We start from the raw sequence: 14,777 nt of genomic DNA, 5'->3' as shown, positions 1-14,777 counted from the left end.
TCGCGACCGGGGCGAGCAGCTCGGTCTCTCTGAATCAGCCAAACGTGAAGCAGAAAACCTCGACGCCAGGGGTCAGAAATTCGATCTGGAATTGGCGATCTACGATTGGCCCTTGTTGCCGGATCAACTGGAACAGACGTTGTTCGCTCACTGTGCCGTTGCCCTGTTCGTCAACGTCCAGTCCGTGAGATCCGCCTGGTGGCTTACCATCGATCAGGACGCGGAATTTCACGGACGTTCCTGGCGATGCCGGCCCCATGACAAGATGAAGATCGCGGGCGTGGAATCTATAAGTGATGCGGCCATCGGCCTTTTTTACCGAGACGCCGTCGCTTCCCATTGTCCAGTCGCCCGACAGCGCCCATTCGTTCAGGTGCAACTGTGCCGGCGCTTCATAGAGATGCGGCTTGTTGCGAATTGCGCCGCCCAGGGACGCAAAGCCTTGGGTACGTTTGTAGCCGACATAGTTCTCCGGAGATTTCAGATTGGCTTTGTCGGCAGCCGCTTCGAGGCCCTGTGCATCAACCGACACCAGATCGCTGGTTACGCCCTTGGCTCCGGCCTCTACCAGCAACCGCTGAATGATCGTCTCGGACTGTTCGTAAGAACCCTCGCCGAAATGTTGATCGCGGACCCTTCCCTGCGCATCGATGAAATAAAACGCCGGCCAATAATTGTTGTTGAACCCGCTCCAGATCGCTCCCTCGCTGTCAACGGCGACAGGATAGTCGACGCCAAGCGCTTTCACCTCGCGGCGGACGTTATCGATGTTCTTCTCAAATCGGAATTCCGGCGAGTGGACGCCTATCACGACCAGGCCTTGGCCCTTGTACTTTTCCGCCCAGGCGCGAAGGTAGGGCTGCACGCGCATCCAGTTGATGCAGGTGTAGGTCCAGAAACTGACAAGGACGACTTTCCCGCGAAGCGCTTCTGGCGTCAGTGGCGCCGAATTGAGCCACTCGTTGGCTCGGTCAATAGACGACAACTCCGATTGGCCGGCAAGCCAGCCGAGAATCGAGGCATGGACGTATGAACCTTGCGATCCTTTGTATGTCATCGATAGCTCCTTGGCTTCTGCTCCAAAGCTGCCGTTCGGCAGGCCGATCACGGTGATGAACAGGAACGAGGCCAACAATTGGTTCGTCTTCATGCGGAAACTCCTTCCGTGGTCTGACGGTGACCTCCGAATCTCACTTCACCAATTCGACGAGCGGCTTGCCTTTCTCGACGACATAGGTTCCGACTTCAGCCGCGTTGACCGTGCCGACATTCTTCGCAGCATGGGGCACCATGGCGGGTACAAACAGCACGCCGCCGGCATTGATGATTTGCGGCGGTTGGCCCTCGACCTCGTATTCTATCGATCCTTCGAGGACATAGACGATCTCTTCACCGGGATGCCTGTGCATGGGAAAAGCCGCTCCGGGCGCGAAGTCCACGCGTGTCTGGACGGCCTCCTGGCCCGGGATGCTGAGATCATGTTTCTGCAGATCCGTACGCTTTATCCCTGGCATCTGTTCCGTCTGTTGCGCCCAGCTTGGGTTGAATACGATACCGCTTCCGGCGATCAATATGATCGCATCAATCTGCCTTGCCTTCATGCCGGCCTCCTACAGATTTGTGATGGGTGATCCGGCCGCATGTTTGGCCGGGTGAGGTGTGGCGAGATAGTCAGGCCTGCCGGAAGGCGCGGAATGCCGCGCGGAGCTCGGCGCTGAACAGCTCTGGCTGCTCCCACGCTGCAAAGTGTCCGCCCCGGTCGACCTGGTGGAAATAGGTCAGGTTGGGGTAGGCACGGCGCGCCCATGTCTTTGGCGGCTTGTAGACGTCCTCGGGAAACACGGTGATGGCGACCGGTAGAGATATCTCGGACGTCTTTTGCGCGGCCGCGAAGATTATGCTCCCATGGGCGGGGTTCTCCCAATACAACCGCGCGGACGAGGCTGCGGTATTGGTCAGCCAGTAGAGCGTGATGTTGTCCAGAACGTCGTCTTTCGTCGGCGAGTTACTAGGATCAGCGCCGTAGGACCAGTGCGCGAAGCCAGGATGCACGAGTATCCACGCCGCGAGGCCGGCTGGAGAATCCGTCGTGCCGTAGCCCACTGTCTGAGGCCGCGCCGACATCATCGTGAAATACGCCAGGTTGCCGTTCTTTCCCGACATCATGAGCGTTTCGATGACCGCGCGTTCCTCTCCCGAAACGCCAGCGGGCAACGGCGCCCCGGCGATGGCCGCGGCAGCTTCCGGCGGCACCGTTGCAGGGAGGTTGATGTGGATGCCGCGCAATCCCGGTGCCGCCTGGTGCGCCATCGCGTTGCAGATAGCACTGCCCCAATCGCCGCCCTGGGCGACGTAGTTTGCGTAGCCGAGCCGTTTCATCAGCTCCGCCCATGCTCGCGCGATATGGTTGGGGTCCCACCCGATACCGGTCGGTCTGCCCGAGAAGCCAAAACCCGGCAATGAGGGGATGACGAGGTCGAACGCTTCGTCGGCGCGGCCTCCATGCGCAGTCGGATCCGTGAGTGGACCGATGATCTTGAGCTGCTCGATTATGGATCCAGGCCAGCCGTGCGAGACGATCAGGGGAAGCGCATTCTTGTGACGCGAACGCACATGAATGAAGTGAATATCGGTTCCATCGATACTGGTGATGAACTGCGGCAATGCATTCAGCGTCGTCTCGACCTTGCGCCAGTCGTAGTCGGTGCCCCAGTAGTGGACCAATCTCCGCAGCTTGGCCAACTGAGCACCCTGCGACTGGTCGGTCACGGTCTCCTTATCGGGCCACCGCGTGGCAGCGAGTCGCCGGCGAAGATCGACCAGTTCCTCTTCTGGGACATGAATGTGGAAGGGATGGATGGCGTCGTTGGACGCCGCAGCACGCAGCGGCGATGGCAGAAGGATTGCCGCACCAGCAGCCACGACGCCCGTCGTGACTGCGGCTAGAAGTCGACGCCGATCCTGGTTGATACCTTCTGAAGCTTGTCTCTTGTCCATTGTCCATTCCTCTGGTGTCGTTATGTTTCCTGGAAAGGCCGTCGAGAACGTGCTGTGAGCGAAAAGAGAACCGATGCCGATCGAGATCATCTCGCGCGGTGGAGGAGGGAACCGGCAAGGCCGCCGACCGGCATCGGGGACGCTGGCCTTGTGCGATGGCCAGCGGAAAATCTAGAGACCGCGACCGCTGCGTCCACGGCCTTCAGCACCGGCAACGTCGCGCAGAACAGGACGTCGGTAGCAACCTTGGGCCGCCGACGTCCACGCCGGTGCTCATAGTGGGAGCGGTTTGCCTGCTTGCTCGGCGACTATGTATTCGCTGTACCAGGCGGGCCAGTTCTCGTCGCGCTCGCCGCCATTTCGCTTCTCGTGCTCGCCATGCGCGACTGCCGCACGATGCATGGCAGCCGCAAGCTCGGCCGGCGACGTGAAGCTTGTCACATTCGTATCGACGCGCCCTGGCAGTCGAGTGGTGACCTCCTGGAGTAGCCACCGGTTGCCGTCGGGATCGCTGAACGACGCGAGCGAACCGTAGCTTGCCCGGTTCGGAGCCGGGCCATCGATCGGGCCCGTGTTGCCTCGATGGAAAACATCGGTGATCTCGACCCCATGTCCGGCGAGCTCGGCGCGAGCAGCCTCGATGTCGGATACGACCAGAAAAAGCACCGGCTTTTCACCGAGGTGTATTGAAGACGGCGAGCCTGGAGGTGTGAGCTGAACGGCCCGAGAGCCGTCACCCCGGACAAAGTCAGCATCCACACGCCAACCCAAGTCGCTGTAAAAGCTTTTGGCGCGATCGATATCGGCAACCGGGATGACGGCCACCTCAAGCTTCATGTCGACCCCTCGCGCTTTCGGGATTTTGGTCGCGGCTTCGCCGCTCGCCAGGATGACGTTCATCTTGATCTCCTTTGTTGCGTGGCTGCATCCGTGACAGTTCAGATGCCCGGACCAAATTTTGGCCGACATCGGGCGGAAAACAATTGCACGAAGGTGTCGGCAATACCTTCGGATTACCAGGTGAAAATCGCAATGCTTTCGGTGACGGCCGTGATCATCGGGCCAGCGGTTTCGCGCATGGACGACAGTGGCGGGGCTGGCACGCCGATTTCTTTTGGTCGGACGCCGCCAAGTCCGCCGCGCTTAATCAGCCTCGAGGGCTCGGTCGAGTGCCTTCTGCAGTGCTGTGTCGCTAAACGGCTTGAACAGGCATCGTGCCGATCCATTCTTAAGGAGGTTCGGTCGAACCGTTTCATCTCTTGGTGCCGTAATGAACACGATTGGGATGGACTGACCTCTGCGCGCCAGCTCTCGCTCAAGATCAGGCCCCGTCATACCAGGCATGTACACGTCAAGAAGCAGACAGTCGGTCTCATTGACCACGCCTGACCTCAGAAACTGCTCGGCCGAAGGGAATGCCTCGGCACGGAAACCGAATTCTCGCAGCAAATCGGGCAAGGACTCTCGTACAGACTCGTCGTCATCGACGATCGATACGAGAGGGTGAGGGAGGTTCATGAAAAACCTCTGTTGATTGTGGCATGGGCCGGCGTCGCAACTGCGGAAGGGTGCACTTGTATGTCCGGCCTTACATATTCGTGAATCGAAAAGGAGAACGTCGCTCCAGGACCGTCATTTGCCTCTGCCCAAAGACGACCGCCATGGCTTTCGATGATCGAACGACTGACGGAAAGCCCTATTCCCATGCCATCGGCTTTGGTGGTGTAGAAGGCTTCGAAAAGCCGCTCTGACTCGTGCGAATCGAGTCCGACACCGGCGTCCCGAACGAAGAGCCGGATATAGCCGTCCTCGCCAGGTTCGGTTCCGAGCACGACAAGTCTTGGACGATCGTCGACCGCAATCGTTGCATCAGCGGCGTTGCGCAGCAGGTTCATGATGACCTGCTGCAATTGGACACGGTCGCCGCCCACGAAGGGAAGCCCGTCTGAGAGCTGGGTACGAAGCAGCACTCGGTTGCGTCGCAGCTCCCCTGAAAACAATGCGATGACCTCGAATGCGGCCTCGTTGAGATCGACCGGTTCGATAGTTGCAGACTTTTTCCCGAACAGAGAGCGAAGCCGCGCGATCACGTCCGCCGCACGATTGCCGTCCCGGATGGTGCGCCGGGCAGTTTCGCGCGCTCCATCGACGTTCGGCGGATCGGCCGCCAGCATCCGCAGGCAGGTCCCGGCATTGGTGACAATGCCGGAGAGCGGCTGGTTTACTTCATGCGCGATAGATGCGGTCAGGGCACCCAGGCTCATGATCCGAGTTGCGTGTGAAAGTTCCGACCTGACCTTCTCCAGTGTTTCCTCAGACCGCCGTCGCTGTGTGATGTCGAGAACCGCGCCGATATACTCGGTCTGGCCGGCCTGATTGCGAGCCAAATGCGCGATTAGGTGGAGGTGTTTGATGGACTGGTCGGGCAAAACTATCCGGTGCTGGTATTCAAAGTCACTTTCACTGCGTTGCGCGCGCTCGACCATGTCGGCCAGCAGGGGCATGTCTTCAGGATGAACGCGGCTGGCGATCCTTTCGAGCGTCACAGGCGTACCGGGCTCAAACTCGAAGAGGCGATAAAGCGGTTCAGACCAGACAATCTTGCCTCTCGTGACCTCCCATGACAAATTTCCCATGCGGGCAAGATACTGGCCTTCCGAAAGGAATGCCTCGCTGCGCTTCAGAGCATCTTCTGTTCGCTTGAGATCATGGATATCGGTGTTTGTGCCATACCATCTGACGATGTTTCCCGTTTCATCACGAAGCGGGTTTGCGCGGAACAGAAACCATCGGTATTCGCCGTCATAGCGGCGGAGGCGCGCTTCAGCTTCGCCTGGCTGCCCGGACGCAAATATAGCCTGCAAGGTGGCATCAAGGCTGACAGCATCGTCTGGGTGGATCGACGCAGTCAGATCCCAATACTCCGACAACTCAGTAGTGGGTTCCCAGTCCTTGGAACCCATAGAGAGGCCGACATAGTGGAGATAATGCTGGTTGAAAAATTCAGCGGAGCCATCAGGCCGTGCCGACCACACCATCACGGGAATGGTATTGACGATGAGGCCAAGATTGCGCCCCTTGTCTCTGAGGCTCTCGTTGGCTCGCTTGCGTTCCTCGATGTCGATAATGGTGCCGTACCACTTAACGACATTGCCGGTATCGCCGTGATGCGGATGAGCCTGGGTCAAGAACCATCGATATTGCCCATCACCCCGGCGCAATCTCGCTTCGGCCTCTCCGGGCTTCCCAGAAGCCAGAATAGCCTGCAAGGTCGAAGTTAAGCCGGCTATGTCGTCTGGATGGACTGATGCGGTCCAACCCCAGCCTTGCGCTTCCTCACCTGTCATGCCGAGATAATCGAGAAAGTCCCGATTTAGGAACTCCACGGCACCGTCAGGTTTGGCAGCCCATGCCAAGGCAGGTACCGCCCCGAGAATCTGCTGAAAATCTTGTTCGCTTTGCTGGAGCACCTTCTGCCGAAATTCCTGCTCGGTCGCCGCCAATTTTTTCTCACGCTGCCGCAGAGAGTCTTCTGCGCGTTTTATGTGCTCGATCTCCGTGTTGATGGCGAACCACTCGACAATGCAGCCCACATCGTCGAAGACCGGGCTGCAGTTGATTGCGAAATATTGGTATCCTCCGGTAGCGCTCCGCAGACGCGCTTGCATTTCACCCGGTTGGCCCGACGCCAGGATGGACCGCCAGCGTTCCAGCAAATGCGGCAGATCCTCAGGGTTGATTGCTGCCTGCCACCCCGAGGCACGGGCTTGCTCCAGGTCGAGCCCGGTATAGGCAGCCCAGCGTTGATTGACAAAATCGGCCCGCCCATCCGGAAGCGCGATCCAGATCATGGCCGGCAGTGCATCCAAAACGCGGCGCCGATCGATCTCCATCTCGTCCCTTTCGCGATTTCGCGTGCGGACGAATATGCGTCGACTGAACCTCAGCGTCTATGGTGCCATGGTGTCAGTCAGCAGTGCGGGAGTCTCTGCTGAAGGAGCGCCGACCATGCCAAGGTACCGGCGACACCATCGTCCAATGGGCTAGGCGCCGTTTGGCGATAGCGTTTTCGGACGCCATTGGTAAAAAGGGAAGCTGCCGGGGCCTTCGCCATCAAAGTCAATATGCAGACACTTGGTTTACGCGTCGATGACAGAATTCTTTTGTTTGCGGTGCGCGACGTCCTCGTCACGGTCAGCTGGAGATTCCATTGCAGCGCCAGTGGCGCGCCTGAAGCTCAGCCGAACAATATTCTGCAGCGCTTGAAGCGATAGAGCCGGGTGAACTGACGCCAGGCAAAAGACTTTTTCTTGCTACCGGCCTAACAGGTTCGTTGCTCATCAGCCTTTCGGAGCAGTTGGCTTCGCAAACGTCGCCGACATCCAGCGAGGATTACTGCGTACACAGCGAACGTCCGCTTATTTACGACTTCAGCCCAAAAGCTGACAGTCTGTTACCGGCCCCAAAGAAGTCATGGATGCACAGCCTCAAATGCCGTCGTTCAGTGCAATCCTACGATGATCCCGAAACCCGCCGCTCGTCTTGCCGGTACGGCGTCGTAGGCGGACGCCTTGCGCGATCATACGATCCATTGACACACGTGCCTGCAGCAATCCCAAGCGGCGTCCAATAAGGTTCCCATTGACTTTTGGCCACATCTGACTCAAAAGCTTAGAGGCTATTGGACATTGGAGAGCAGGATGCAGGTCGGCTACGCACGAACGTCAACAGAAGAGCAGATCGCGGGACTTGAGGCCCAGATACGTGACCTCAAAGCCGCCGGTTGCGAGGAAGTCTTTTCGGAGCAGGTCTCAGCCCTTGGGGATCGGCAGGAGCTCGATCGTACGCTCAAGTTCATGCGCAAGGGCGATACGCTGGTGGTCACCAAGATTGATCGATTGGCGCGTAATACGCGGACCCTAGGTGACATTGTCGATGGCCTGCATGGACGTGGTGTAGGTCTGAAGGTCTTACAGTTCGGCAAGGAGGTGCTGGACACGACCGGAGCATACGGTCGGCTGATGCTGAACATGTTTGCCGCTTTCGCAGAGTTCGAGCGGGGTCTGATGAAAGAGCGACAGAAGGAAGGCATCGCGAAGGCAAAGGCAGACAAGAAATACAAAGGGCGGAAGCCTACGGCACGAGCAAAAGCCGGTGAAGCAGTCGTCTTGTACCAGCAAAAGAAGTCCGTATCAGAGATCGCCGCGTCCCTCGGCATCGGTCGGGGGTCAGTCTACCGAGCGCTTACGGCTGCTGGCCTCAGGTAGTCCGCGGTCTGCAGGTGTGTCGCTGATACTTCGGAGGCCGTGGTATGGCGCTGCGTTTGGCGTCTTGGCATGGTCGGTGTCGGACGGTCTCGGGATGCTGATGGCCAGAAAGCTCTAAAGTTGGGGCGTGGGAGTCCGTTTAACCACGAAAGCTTCATCGATGTCTCGCTTCACTCCTGAACAAAGAATCAGACTGGCCAAGGCACACGAAATTCGAGCGGAGGCTGGCAAGGTCTCGCCTGAGCAAAGAGACCGCCTTCGTCGCTCGGCGCATAACCTGCTCGCGTTGAACGCTATGGAGGAGCGCAGGAAACATTCAAAGCCCTCGGCTGAAGGGCTCGTGCGCATATTCGATCAAGCTGCAGAGCAACGCTGGTCGGAGGGCCTGCGCAAGGAGATCGGGTATCGCCACATGAAATACCTGGCAGACGTGTTCGAGGGATGGGCATTCGACAGCCGCATGACGCCTGAATGGACAGCCGAGCTTGCGGGATGGGCAGGGTCGATGCGCACCTTGGCGGAGGAAGTCGGGGCGAACTGGGATCCGCCAAGACCCGCGGGTTCACTCTCCGTTGTCGGATTTATTGGTCGTAGCCTAAAGGACGAGTAGAGCACCGTTTCAAATGTTTGCTTTCGGCCCGCCCCGTGCTGGAAGAGGTTCCGTGGCTGCTTTGCGCCGCATTTCGGACGGTCAATCAGGCTTGAGCTGTTTCTGAAAGCGGACGTATCCGCTTCTTGTCTGCTCGATTTCCTGACCGGCGCGATCAAAACTGAGAAGCAATTAATCGGCCAGTGCGGTGACCGCTGTTGGCAGTTCTGGAGTGGCAGCGACGGTCGGATAACGAACCAGAGGATGTCGGAAGGCCCCTAGCGTGCTTTGACGACAGATCCTAAGAAAACTACTAGTGGGTTTGTGTGCCGAGCATTCTTACGGGAAGCTGGGGAACAAAATGCGCGAATGGCAGACTCCGCTCTGTACCCCGTTTGGGCCTGCGGTGACGGCGGAGGAAGTGGCTCGGGGCGTGGACCTTACCGGGCAGGTTGCATTGGTAACAGGTGGTTCTTCCGGGCTGGGCTTGGAGACTGTCAGAGTGCTTGCAGCATGCGGCGCTAGCATCAGCGTACCCGCGATTGACCCTATAGCCGCCCACGCCGCCTTGATGGGAATTGGCGGGGTGGAGGTGTGGCCTATAAACCTAATCAATCAAATCTCTATCAAAACCTTCGCCGCGGACTTTCTTGAGCGACACAGCCGGCTTGACCTTCTGGTCTTAAATGCGGGCGTGATGGCGAGGCCGCTGTTTCGCGACGGAGAAGGTCGCGAGGGTAACTTCGCCACAAACTACCTCGGACACTTTCGGCTGACGGCGCTACTGTGGCCAGCTTTACTTGCGGCGGGAAAATCTCGTGTGGTTGTTCTTTCGTCCCGAGCCCATCAGCTGTCCGATGTCAATCTCGACGATCTAGATTTTGTACGGCGTCCCTATAATAAATGGACCGCCTATGGCCAATCAAAAACTGCGAACGCGCTTTTCGCGGTTGCGCTCGACACGCGTGGACGCCGTCACGGGGTCAGCGCTTTCTCGGTGCACCCCGGAATGATAATGACGCCCGGCATACGTCATCTGACTCGGTCCGAATTCGACGCGGTCGGTGCTGTAGCTTCAGATGGGTCGCCCATAGTCGATCCCGCAAGGGATTTGAAAACGGTGGAACAAGGCGCGGCCACGACAATCTGGACCGCCACCGCTCCTGTGTTGGCCTCGATAGGCGGCGTTTATTGCGAAAATTGTGATGTCGCACGCATAGAGCCCAGTGAGGGATTTGGAGTGCGCCCGTATGCGATCGACCCCGAGATGGCTGAGAGGTTGTGGCGCGTGAGCGCAAGGTTGACTGGGTTGGACATCGCAAGAAACTAAGGCACCGCTTAACCCTTTGGGGCAGGTCCGCGCGAAAAGGCAGTCAGGCGTCAAGCCCGGCGAATGAATGGACGCCTGACTAATTGGAGATCGTCTATTACTTCAAAGGTCAGTCGATCGCACGGTTGGCAGAAACCTGACTCGGGAGACTCGATCTCCTTCGCTGCATCAATCTATACTCCGGCTGACAACGCTCCGTTACCTGGGAAGGATAAGTATGCAAGAGGAAGCTTCCCCGAAGGCACCTGCGGCAGACTTGGCGCTCGCCTTTGATTCATTCCTGCTTTATCCGGGGCGACATCTTCTGCTCAAAAACAATGATCCTGTCACGATCGGATCCAGAGCGCTCGATCTCCTCATCACGTTGACTGAACGACCGGGTGAACTGGTAACTAAGGATCAATTGACCGCGCGAGCCTGGCCCAACGCCAGAGTGGAGGAGTCGAACCTGCGAGCGCAGATCGCATCGCTCCGCAGGGTGCTCGGCGAGGATCAAGCCGCTCAGCGATACATCGTCGCCGTTCCATCAAGAGGATATCGGTTTATTGCTCCTCTCACCCGCTCTCATGTTGAGCACGAGCCCGAGAAGACAACGGCCCCGAACAACCTCCCAAAACAGCTGACGCAACCTATCGGACGAGAAGAAGCCATCAAGACCGTAGAAGGGCGGTTTCTGAGATTCCGGCTGGTCACCATTGTCGGCCCAGGTGGGATAGGGAAGACAACCGTCGGCCTTCGCGTGGCAGAACAATTGTTGTCATCGCATGAGCATGGCCATTGCTTCGTCGACCTTGCTCCCATAACGAACTCCCAAATCGTCCCCTCAGTCCTGGCGTCACAGCTTCGCCTTCCCGAGACATCGGGTGATCCAACCGCGAGCCTCATCGGGCACCTTCGCGGCAAACGGTTGTTGCTCGTGTTCGACAGTTGCGAGCTCGTTCTCGAAGCCGCCGCCCGTCTGGCGGAGGCCTTGCTCCGCGAAGTGCCGGAGATCACCATCCTTGCCACCAGCCGCGAAGCCTTGCGAGTGGAGGGTGAAAGCGTCTACAGGCTCCCCCCTCTCGATACACCGCCGTCGGCGGCTGGTCTGACTGCTGCCCACGCGCTGGAGTTTCCCGCTATCCGTTTGTTCGTTGAGCGGGCGACCTCGTCTGCAAGCGGGTATACGTTCGACGACGATGAAGCGCCCGTGGTCACACAGATATGCCGCCAGCTTGATGGAATCGCCCTTGCGATAGAGCTTGCCGCAGCGCGGGTGGAGGCATTTGGCACGCGCGGAATCGCCGAACTTCTCAACGATCGTCTGCGGTTGCTGACCGGGGGGCGGCGCACCGCTCTACCTCGCCATCAGACCTTGGCTGCAATGATCGACTGGAGCTACGGAGCGCTTTCAAAAGAGGAGCGGAAGGTCCTGCGTCGACTCGCCATCTTCGCAGGCGACTTCGGACGGGACGCTGCTGTTGCCATTGCAACGGATGTGATCTCCCCCGACCGCGACGTGCCAGGTTATCTTGCTAACCTCGTCGCCAAATCCCTGGTAGCCGTCGATACTCAGCGCAAGGCCGCCCGATACCGTCTGCTCGACACAACGCGGGCTTTCGTTTTGGAAAAAGTTCGGGAGGAAGGGGAGTTCGACGCCGTCATTCGGCAACTTGCAACCTATCTGTGCGATGTCCTCCGACATTCGCAGGAGGAGGTGGAAACCCTGTCGAGCGAAGAGTGGCTGTCGAGATATGGTTCCCACATCAACAACATACGATTCGCTCTGGACTGGGCGTACTCGGATCATGGCGATCTAGAAGTCGGACTAGCGGTTACCGTCGCCTCCATTCCGATGTGGTACCAGCTTTCTCTGGTCGACGAATGCCTGACCTGCGTCCAGCGCGCGCTGACAGGCATCGGTCCGGGAAAGCGAAGAAACGAGTACGCTCGTCAGATCATGCAGCTCTACAGAGCGCTGGGGCTCTCTCAAGCATTCAAAATCGGCTTCGCGCCACAAGCTCCGGCCGCTTTCGCCAAGGCGCTGGAGATATCTGAGGAGCTGGCCGACGTCGACGCTCAAGCGGAGGCTCTTTGGGGCTTGTGGGTCGCACAAGTGGGCATGGGTGAGTACAGGGCGTCGCTGGGAAACGCCGAACGGTTCATGGCGCTGGCCCAAAGCGGACTCGATCGGTTCATCGGTGACCGGATGCTCAGTATGACCCTATTTTGCATGGGTGACTTCCGTGGTGCCCGCCGTCACGCCAATTTGATGTTGGCCCACGATGTATCTGCTGAAGCTGCCTCCGTGAACTCGGTTCGCTTCAGGTTCGGACAGTCGATTTCGGCACGAATTCAACCCGCCCAGCTCCTTTGGATGCAAGGCCTTCCTGATCAAGCCGTCAAAGCGGTCCATGCCGCCGTCGCCGCCGCGCGGGAATCGGGCCACGCGATATCGTTGTGTGAGGCCTTGGCTCGCTGGTCCTGTCCGGTCCTTGTTCATGTTGGCGACCTACCGGCGGCAGACTCAGCTATCACCGAGCTACTCGATTTGGCAAAAACGAACGCGCTCGAACCATGGGAGGTGTTCGGTCAGTGCTGGAAGGCGGCGCTTTTGATCCAGCGAGGGGTTCCTGAGAGAGGCGTTCCCCTTCTCCGAAACGGGCTGGCTGAACTCCGTCAGGTGAAACTTTTCAACCTTTATACCGTCAGATTTCTCGGCTTTCTGGCCGAGGGCCTGTCTTCTCTGGGACAGCACGCCGAAGCGCGGTCGCTGGTGGAGGCGGCGATCAGCGCGAGCGAGGAGAAGGAGGAGCTTTGGTGCGTCGCAGAACTCTATCGCCTGAAAGGGGATATCCTTTGGCGCGGCGGCGACGACCTCAAGTCCGTACAACAATGCTATCTCCATTCGCTCGATGTAGCGGGTCGGCAGGACGCCTTGTCCTGGGAGCTTCGGACGACCATGAGTTTGACGAAGTTGGCGCGTGATCGGGGAGAGACCGATCGGGCGCGTACACGATTAGCTGCGGTCTACGATCGGTTCACTGAAGGCTTTGATACCGCGGACATGGTGGCGGCAAAGGATCTTTTGACCGAGATCTCCTAATCTTCCAGCGCGTTCCGCGCGTCAGTGCTCTCGTCACAAGATTTCACGACGATTCACTGGCCTGAAATCACACAGCTCTGCCATCCTCTGTTTGTCGCCGGATAGCCGTCGACACCGGAGCGAGGCAGACAGATGACTATCCCGAGAAAAATGGAGACCCTCGTCCTCAACGAGACGAACTCCGACTTTGTCCGCACCAGCATGGACTGCCCAACGCCCGCGGCGGGCGAGGTCCTTGTCCGCGTCAGGGCGAGCAGCGTCAACCCGCTCGATCTCAAGATCAAAAGCGGCCAAGCTCCGCATGCGCGGCATCCACTGCCCGCTATTCTCGGTATGGACGTGGCCGGAATTGTTGAGGCTGTCGGCCCCGGGGTGACCGCGTTCAAGTCGCAAGACGAGGTCTTCGGCATGACGGGCGGCGTAGGCGGTCTCCAGGGCTCGCTCGCGACTTTCGTCACCGTTGACGCTGATTTGCTTGGCCCCAAGCCTGCCAACATGACCATGCGCGAAGCGGCGGCACTACCGTTGGTGTTCATCACCGCTTGGGAAGGTCTGGTGGATCGCGCCCAGGTCCAGGCCCGGCAGAGGGTGTTGGTACTCGGTGCCGGCGGCGTCGGCCACATTGCAATCCAGATCGCACGCGCTTTCGGAGCCGAGGTCTTCGCCGTAGACAAGGCTGGCAAGCAACGCGAGATCGAAGAGCTATGTGCCACCGCAATCGACCGCCACACGACGGTCGACGAATACGTCAAAGACCATACGGGCGGGCGTGGCTTCGATATCGTCTACGACACTGTGGGCGGAGCCGGTATCGACGCCGCGTTCAACGCTGTGGCCCGCTTCGGCCATGTCGTCAGCTGCCTGGGATGGGGCACCCATTCGCTAGGTCCACTTTCGTTCCGAGCCGCAAGCTACTCTGGCGTCTTCACGCTCCTGCCGATCCTGACCGGGGAAGGCCGCGCCCATCACGGACAAATCCTGCGAGAGGCGAAGCGGCTCGCGGAAGCCGGAAAGATCACACCTCTCGTCGATCCCCGCCGCTTCAGTTTCGAAACCATAGCGGAAGCGTATGCCGAAATCGAAAACCGAACTGCCAAAGGCAAGATCGTGATCGACGTCACCGACTGAAGCGACCCCTTCAAGCTCTAATCAAAGGAAGCGCGTCATGCCATTCGTAAATGTGAAACTGGTCGACGGCGTGTTCACGCCGGAAGAGAAACATGCCATGGCGAAGGCCCTGACCGACGTCATGGTAAAGTTCGAGGGATCGGAGGCTTTCCGCGAGGTGGTATGGGTCCTTATTGAGGAACTCCATACCGACGGCTGGCACATCGGCGGCAGGCCGTTTGAAGGACCCAAGTCGTTGATGACGACGCTTTCGAAATCCAAAGGGGTCGTCGAGATGATCGACGGCACGCCTACCACCCGGAAAGAGTGGGCCGCGGCAGCGCCAGTTCTCGGCTGACCTTTCAATCTCTACACGGCCGAAACGAGAGCATCTGGACAGCA

12 protein-coding genes are annotated in these 14,777 nt (G+C 58.8%); 6 read left to right on the top strand and 6 right to left on the bottom strand.

Annotated elements, in window-relative coordinates:
• Nucleotides 1–34: 34 nt before the first annotated feature.
• The 6 genes from AC1D1N_RS08035 to AC1D1N_RS08010 all read right to left on the bottom strand — a co-directional run bounded on the left by AC1D1N_RS08035 (nucleotide 35) and on the right by AC1D1N_RS08010 (nucleotide 6,890).
• The gene (locus AC1D1N_RS08035; protein WP_477347731.1) at nucleotides 35–1,150 is read right to left on the bottom strand and encodes a redoxin family protein; all 1,116 of its coding nucleotides are present in this window, start codon (nucleotides 1,148–1,150) and stop codon (nucleotides 35–37) included.
• 40 nt (nucleotides 1,151–1,190) lie between these two features.
• Nucleotides 1,191–1,601 carry a cupin domain-containing protein gene (locus AC1D1N_RS08030; protein ID WP_477347729.1) on the bottom strand — a complete coding sequence of 137 codons (411 nt, stop codon included), beginning with the start codon at nucleotides 1,599–1,601 and terminating at the stop codon, nucleotides 1,191–1,193.
• Between the two features lie 70 nt (nucleotides 1,602–1,671).
• The gene (locus AC1D1N_RS08025) at nucleotides 1,672–2,997 is read right to left on the bottom strand and encodes an epoxide hydrolase family protein (RefSeq protein ID WP_477347727.1); all 1,326 of its coding nucleotides are present in this window, start codon (nucleotides 2,995–2,997) and stop codon (nucleotides 1,672–1,674) included.
• 273 nt (nucleotides 2,998–3,270) lie between these two features.
• Entirely contained in the window at nucleotides 3,271–3,897 is a 627-nt protein-coding gene (locus tag AC1D1N_RS08020) for a VOC family protein (protein WP_477347725.1), read from the bottom strand.
• A 243-nt stretch (nucleotides 3,898–4,140) separates the two neighbouring features.
• The gene (locus AC1D1N_RS08015; RefSeq protein WP_477347723.1) at nucleotides 4,141–4,515 is read right to left on the bottom strand and encodes a response regulator transcription factor; all 375 of its coding nucleotides are present in this window, start codon (nucleotides 4,513–4,515) and stop codon (nucleotides 4,141–4,143) included.
• The gene (locus AC1D1N_RS08010) at nucleotides 4,512–6,890 is read right to left on the bottom strand and encodes a PAS domain-containing sensor histidine kinase (protein ID WP_477347721.1); all 2,379 of its coding nucleotides are present in this window, start codon (nucleotides 6,888–6,890) and stop codon (nucleotides 4,512–4,514) included. The genes AC1D1N_RS08015 and AC1D1N_RS08010 overlap by 4 nt, the downstream gene beginning before the upstream one ends.
• An 807-nt stretch (nucleotides 6,891–7,697) precedes the next feature.
• Here AC1D1N_RS08010 and AC1D1N_RS08005 point away from each other — a divergent pair.
• The 6 genes from AC1D1N_RS08005 (at nucleotide 7,698) to AC1D1N_RS07980 (ending at nucleotide 14,733) form a co-directional block, all read left to right on the top strand.
• Nucleotides 7,698–8,264 (top strand): recombinase family protein, encoded by a 567-nt coding sequence (locus tag AC1D1N_RS08005; protein WP_477347719.1) that lies wholly within the window; start codon nucleotides 7,698–7,700, stop codon nucleotides 8,262–8,264.
• A 160-nt stretch (nucleotides 8,265–8,424) separates the two neighbouring features.
• The gene (locus tag AC1D1N_RS08000) at nucleotides 8,425–8,874 is read left to right on the top strand and encodes a hypothetical protein (RefSeq protein WP_477347717.1); all 450 of its coding nucleotides are present in this window, start codon (nucleotides 8,425–8,427) and stop codon (nucleotides 8,872–8,874) included.
• Nucleotides 8,875–9,214: 340 nt separating this feature from the next.
• The gene (locus AC1D1N_RS07995; protein ID WP_477347715.1) at nucleotides 9,215–10,183 is read left to right on the top strand and encodes an SDR family NAD(P)-dependent oxidoreductase; all 969 of its coding nucleotides are present in this window, start codon (nucleotides 9,215–9,217) and stop codon (nucleotides 10,181–10,183) included.
• 217 nt (nucleotides 10,184–10,400) lie between these two features.
• Complete coding sequence (locus AC1D1N_RS07990) at nucleotides 10,401–13,268, top strand: ATP-binding protein (RefSeq protein WP_477347713.1); 2,868 nt, start codon at nucleotides 10,401–10,403, stop codon at nucleotides 13,266–13,268.
• 150 nt (nucleotides 13,269–13,418) lie between these two features.
• Nucleotides 13,419–14,396: a zinc-dependent alcohol dehydrogenase family protein gene (locus tag AC1D1N_RS07985; RefSeq protein WP_477347711.1), complete on the top strand. Its 978-nt coding sequence runs from the start codon at nucleotides 13,419–13,421 to the stop codon at nucleotides 14,394–14,396.
• 37 nt (nucleotides 14,397–14,433) lie between these two features.
• Nucleotides 14,434–14,733: a tautomerase family protein gene (locus tag AC1D1N_RS07980; protein WP_477347709.1), complete on the top strand. Its 300-nt coding sequence runs from the start codon at nucleotides 14,434–14,436 to the stop codon at nucleotides 14,731–14,733.
• The last annotated feature ends 44 nt before the right edge of the window (nucleotides 14,734–14,777 follow it).

Source organism: Mesorhizobium sp. P2_B5 (assembly GCF_056404775.1).
This window is presented reverse-complemented; position numbering and strand designations above follow the sequence as displayed.

What these genes read in the sequence shown, in the direction of transcription:
- AC1D1N_RS08035 (WP_477347731.1), bottom strand. Translation starts at nt 1,150, where the DNA reads ATGAAGACGAACCAATTGTTGGCCTCGTTCCTGTTCATCACCGTGATC.
- AC1D1N_RS08030 (WP_477347729.1), bottom strand. Translation starts at nt 1,601, where the DNA reads ATGAAGGCAAGGCAGATTGATGCGATCATATTGATCGCCGGAAGCGGT.
- AC1D1N_RS08025 (WP_477347727.1), bottom strand. Translation starts at nt 2,997, where the DNA reads ATGGACAAGAGACAAGCTTCAGAAGGTATCAACCAGGATCGGCGTCGA.
- AC1D1N_RS08020 (WP_477347725.1), bottom strand. Translation starts at nt 3,897, where the DNA reads ATGAACGTCATCCTGGCGAGCGGCGAAGCCGCGACCAAAATCCCGAAA.
- AC1D1N_RS08015 (WP_477347723.1), bottom strand. Translation starts at nt 4,515, where the DNA reads ATGAACCTCCCTCACCCTCTCGTATCGATCGTCGATGACGACGAGTCT.
- AC1D1N_RS08010 (WP_477347721.1), bottom strand. Translation starts at nt 6,890, where the DNA reads ATGGAGATCGATCGGCGCCGCGTTTTGGATGCACTGCCGGCCATGATC.
- AC1D1N_RS08005 (WP_477347719.1), top strand. Translation starts at nt 7,698, where the DNA reads ATGCAGGTCGGCTACGCACGAACGTCAACAGAAGAGCAGATCGCGGGA.
- AC1D1N_RS08000 (WP_477347717.1), top strand. Translation starts at nt 8,425, where the DNA reads ATGTCTCGCTTCACTCCTGAACAAAGAATCAGACTGGCCAAGGCACAC.
- AC1D1N_RS07995 (WP_477347715.1), top strand. Translation starts at nt 9,215, where the DNA reads ATGCGCGAATGGCAGACTCCGCTCTGTACCCCGTTTGGGCCTGCGGTG.
- AC1D1N_RS07990 (WP_477347713.1), top strand. Translation starts at nt 10,401, where the DNA reads ATGCAAGAGGAAGCTTCCCCGAAGGCACCTGCGGCAGACTTGGCGCTC.
- AC1D1N_RS07985 (WP_477347711.1), top strand. Translation starts at nt 13,419, where the DNA reads ATGGAGACCCTCGTCCTCAACGAGACGAACTCCGACTTTGTCCGCACC.
- AC1D1N_RS07980 (WP_477347709.1), top strand. Translation starts at nt 14,434, where the DNA reads ATGCCATTCGTAAATGTGAAACTGGTCGACGGCGTGTTCACGCCGGAA.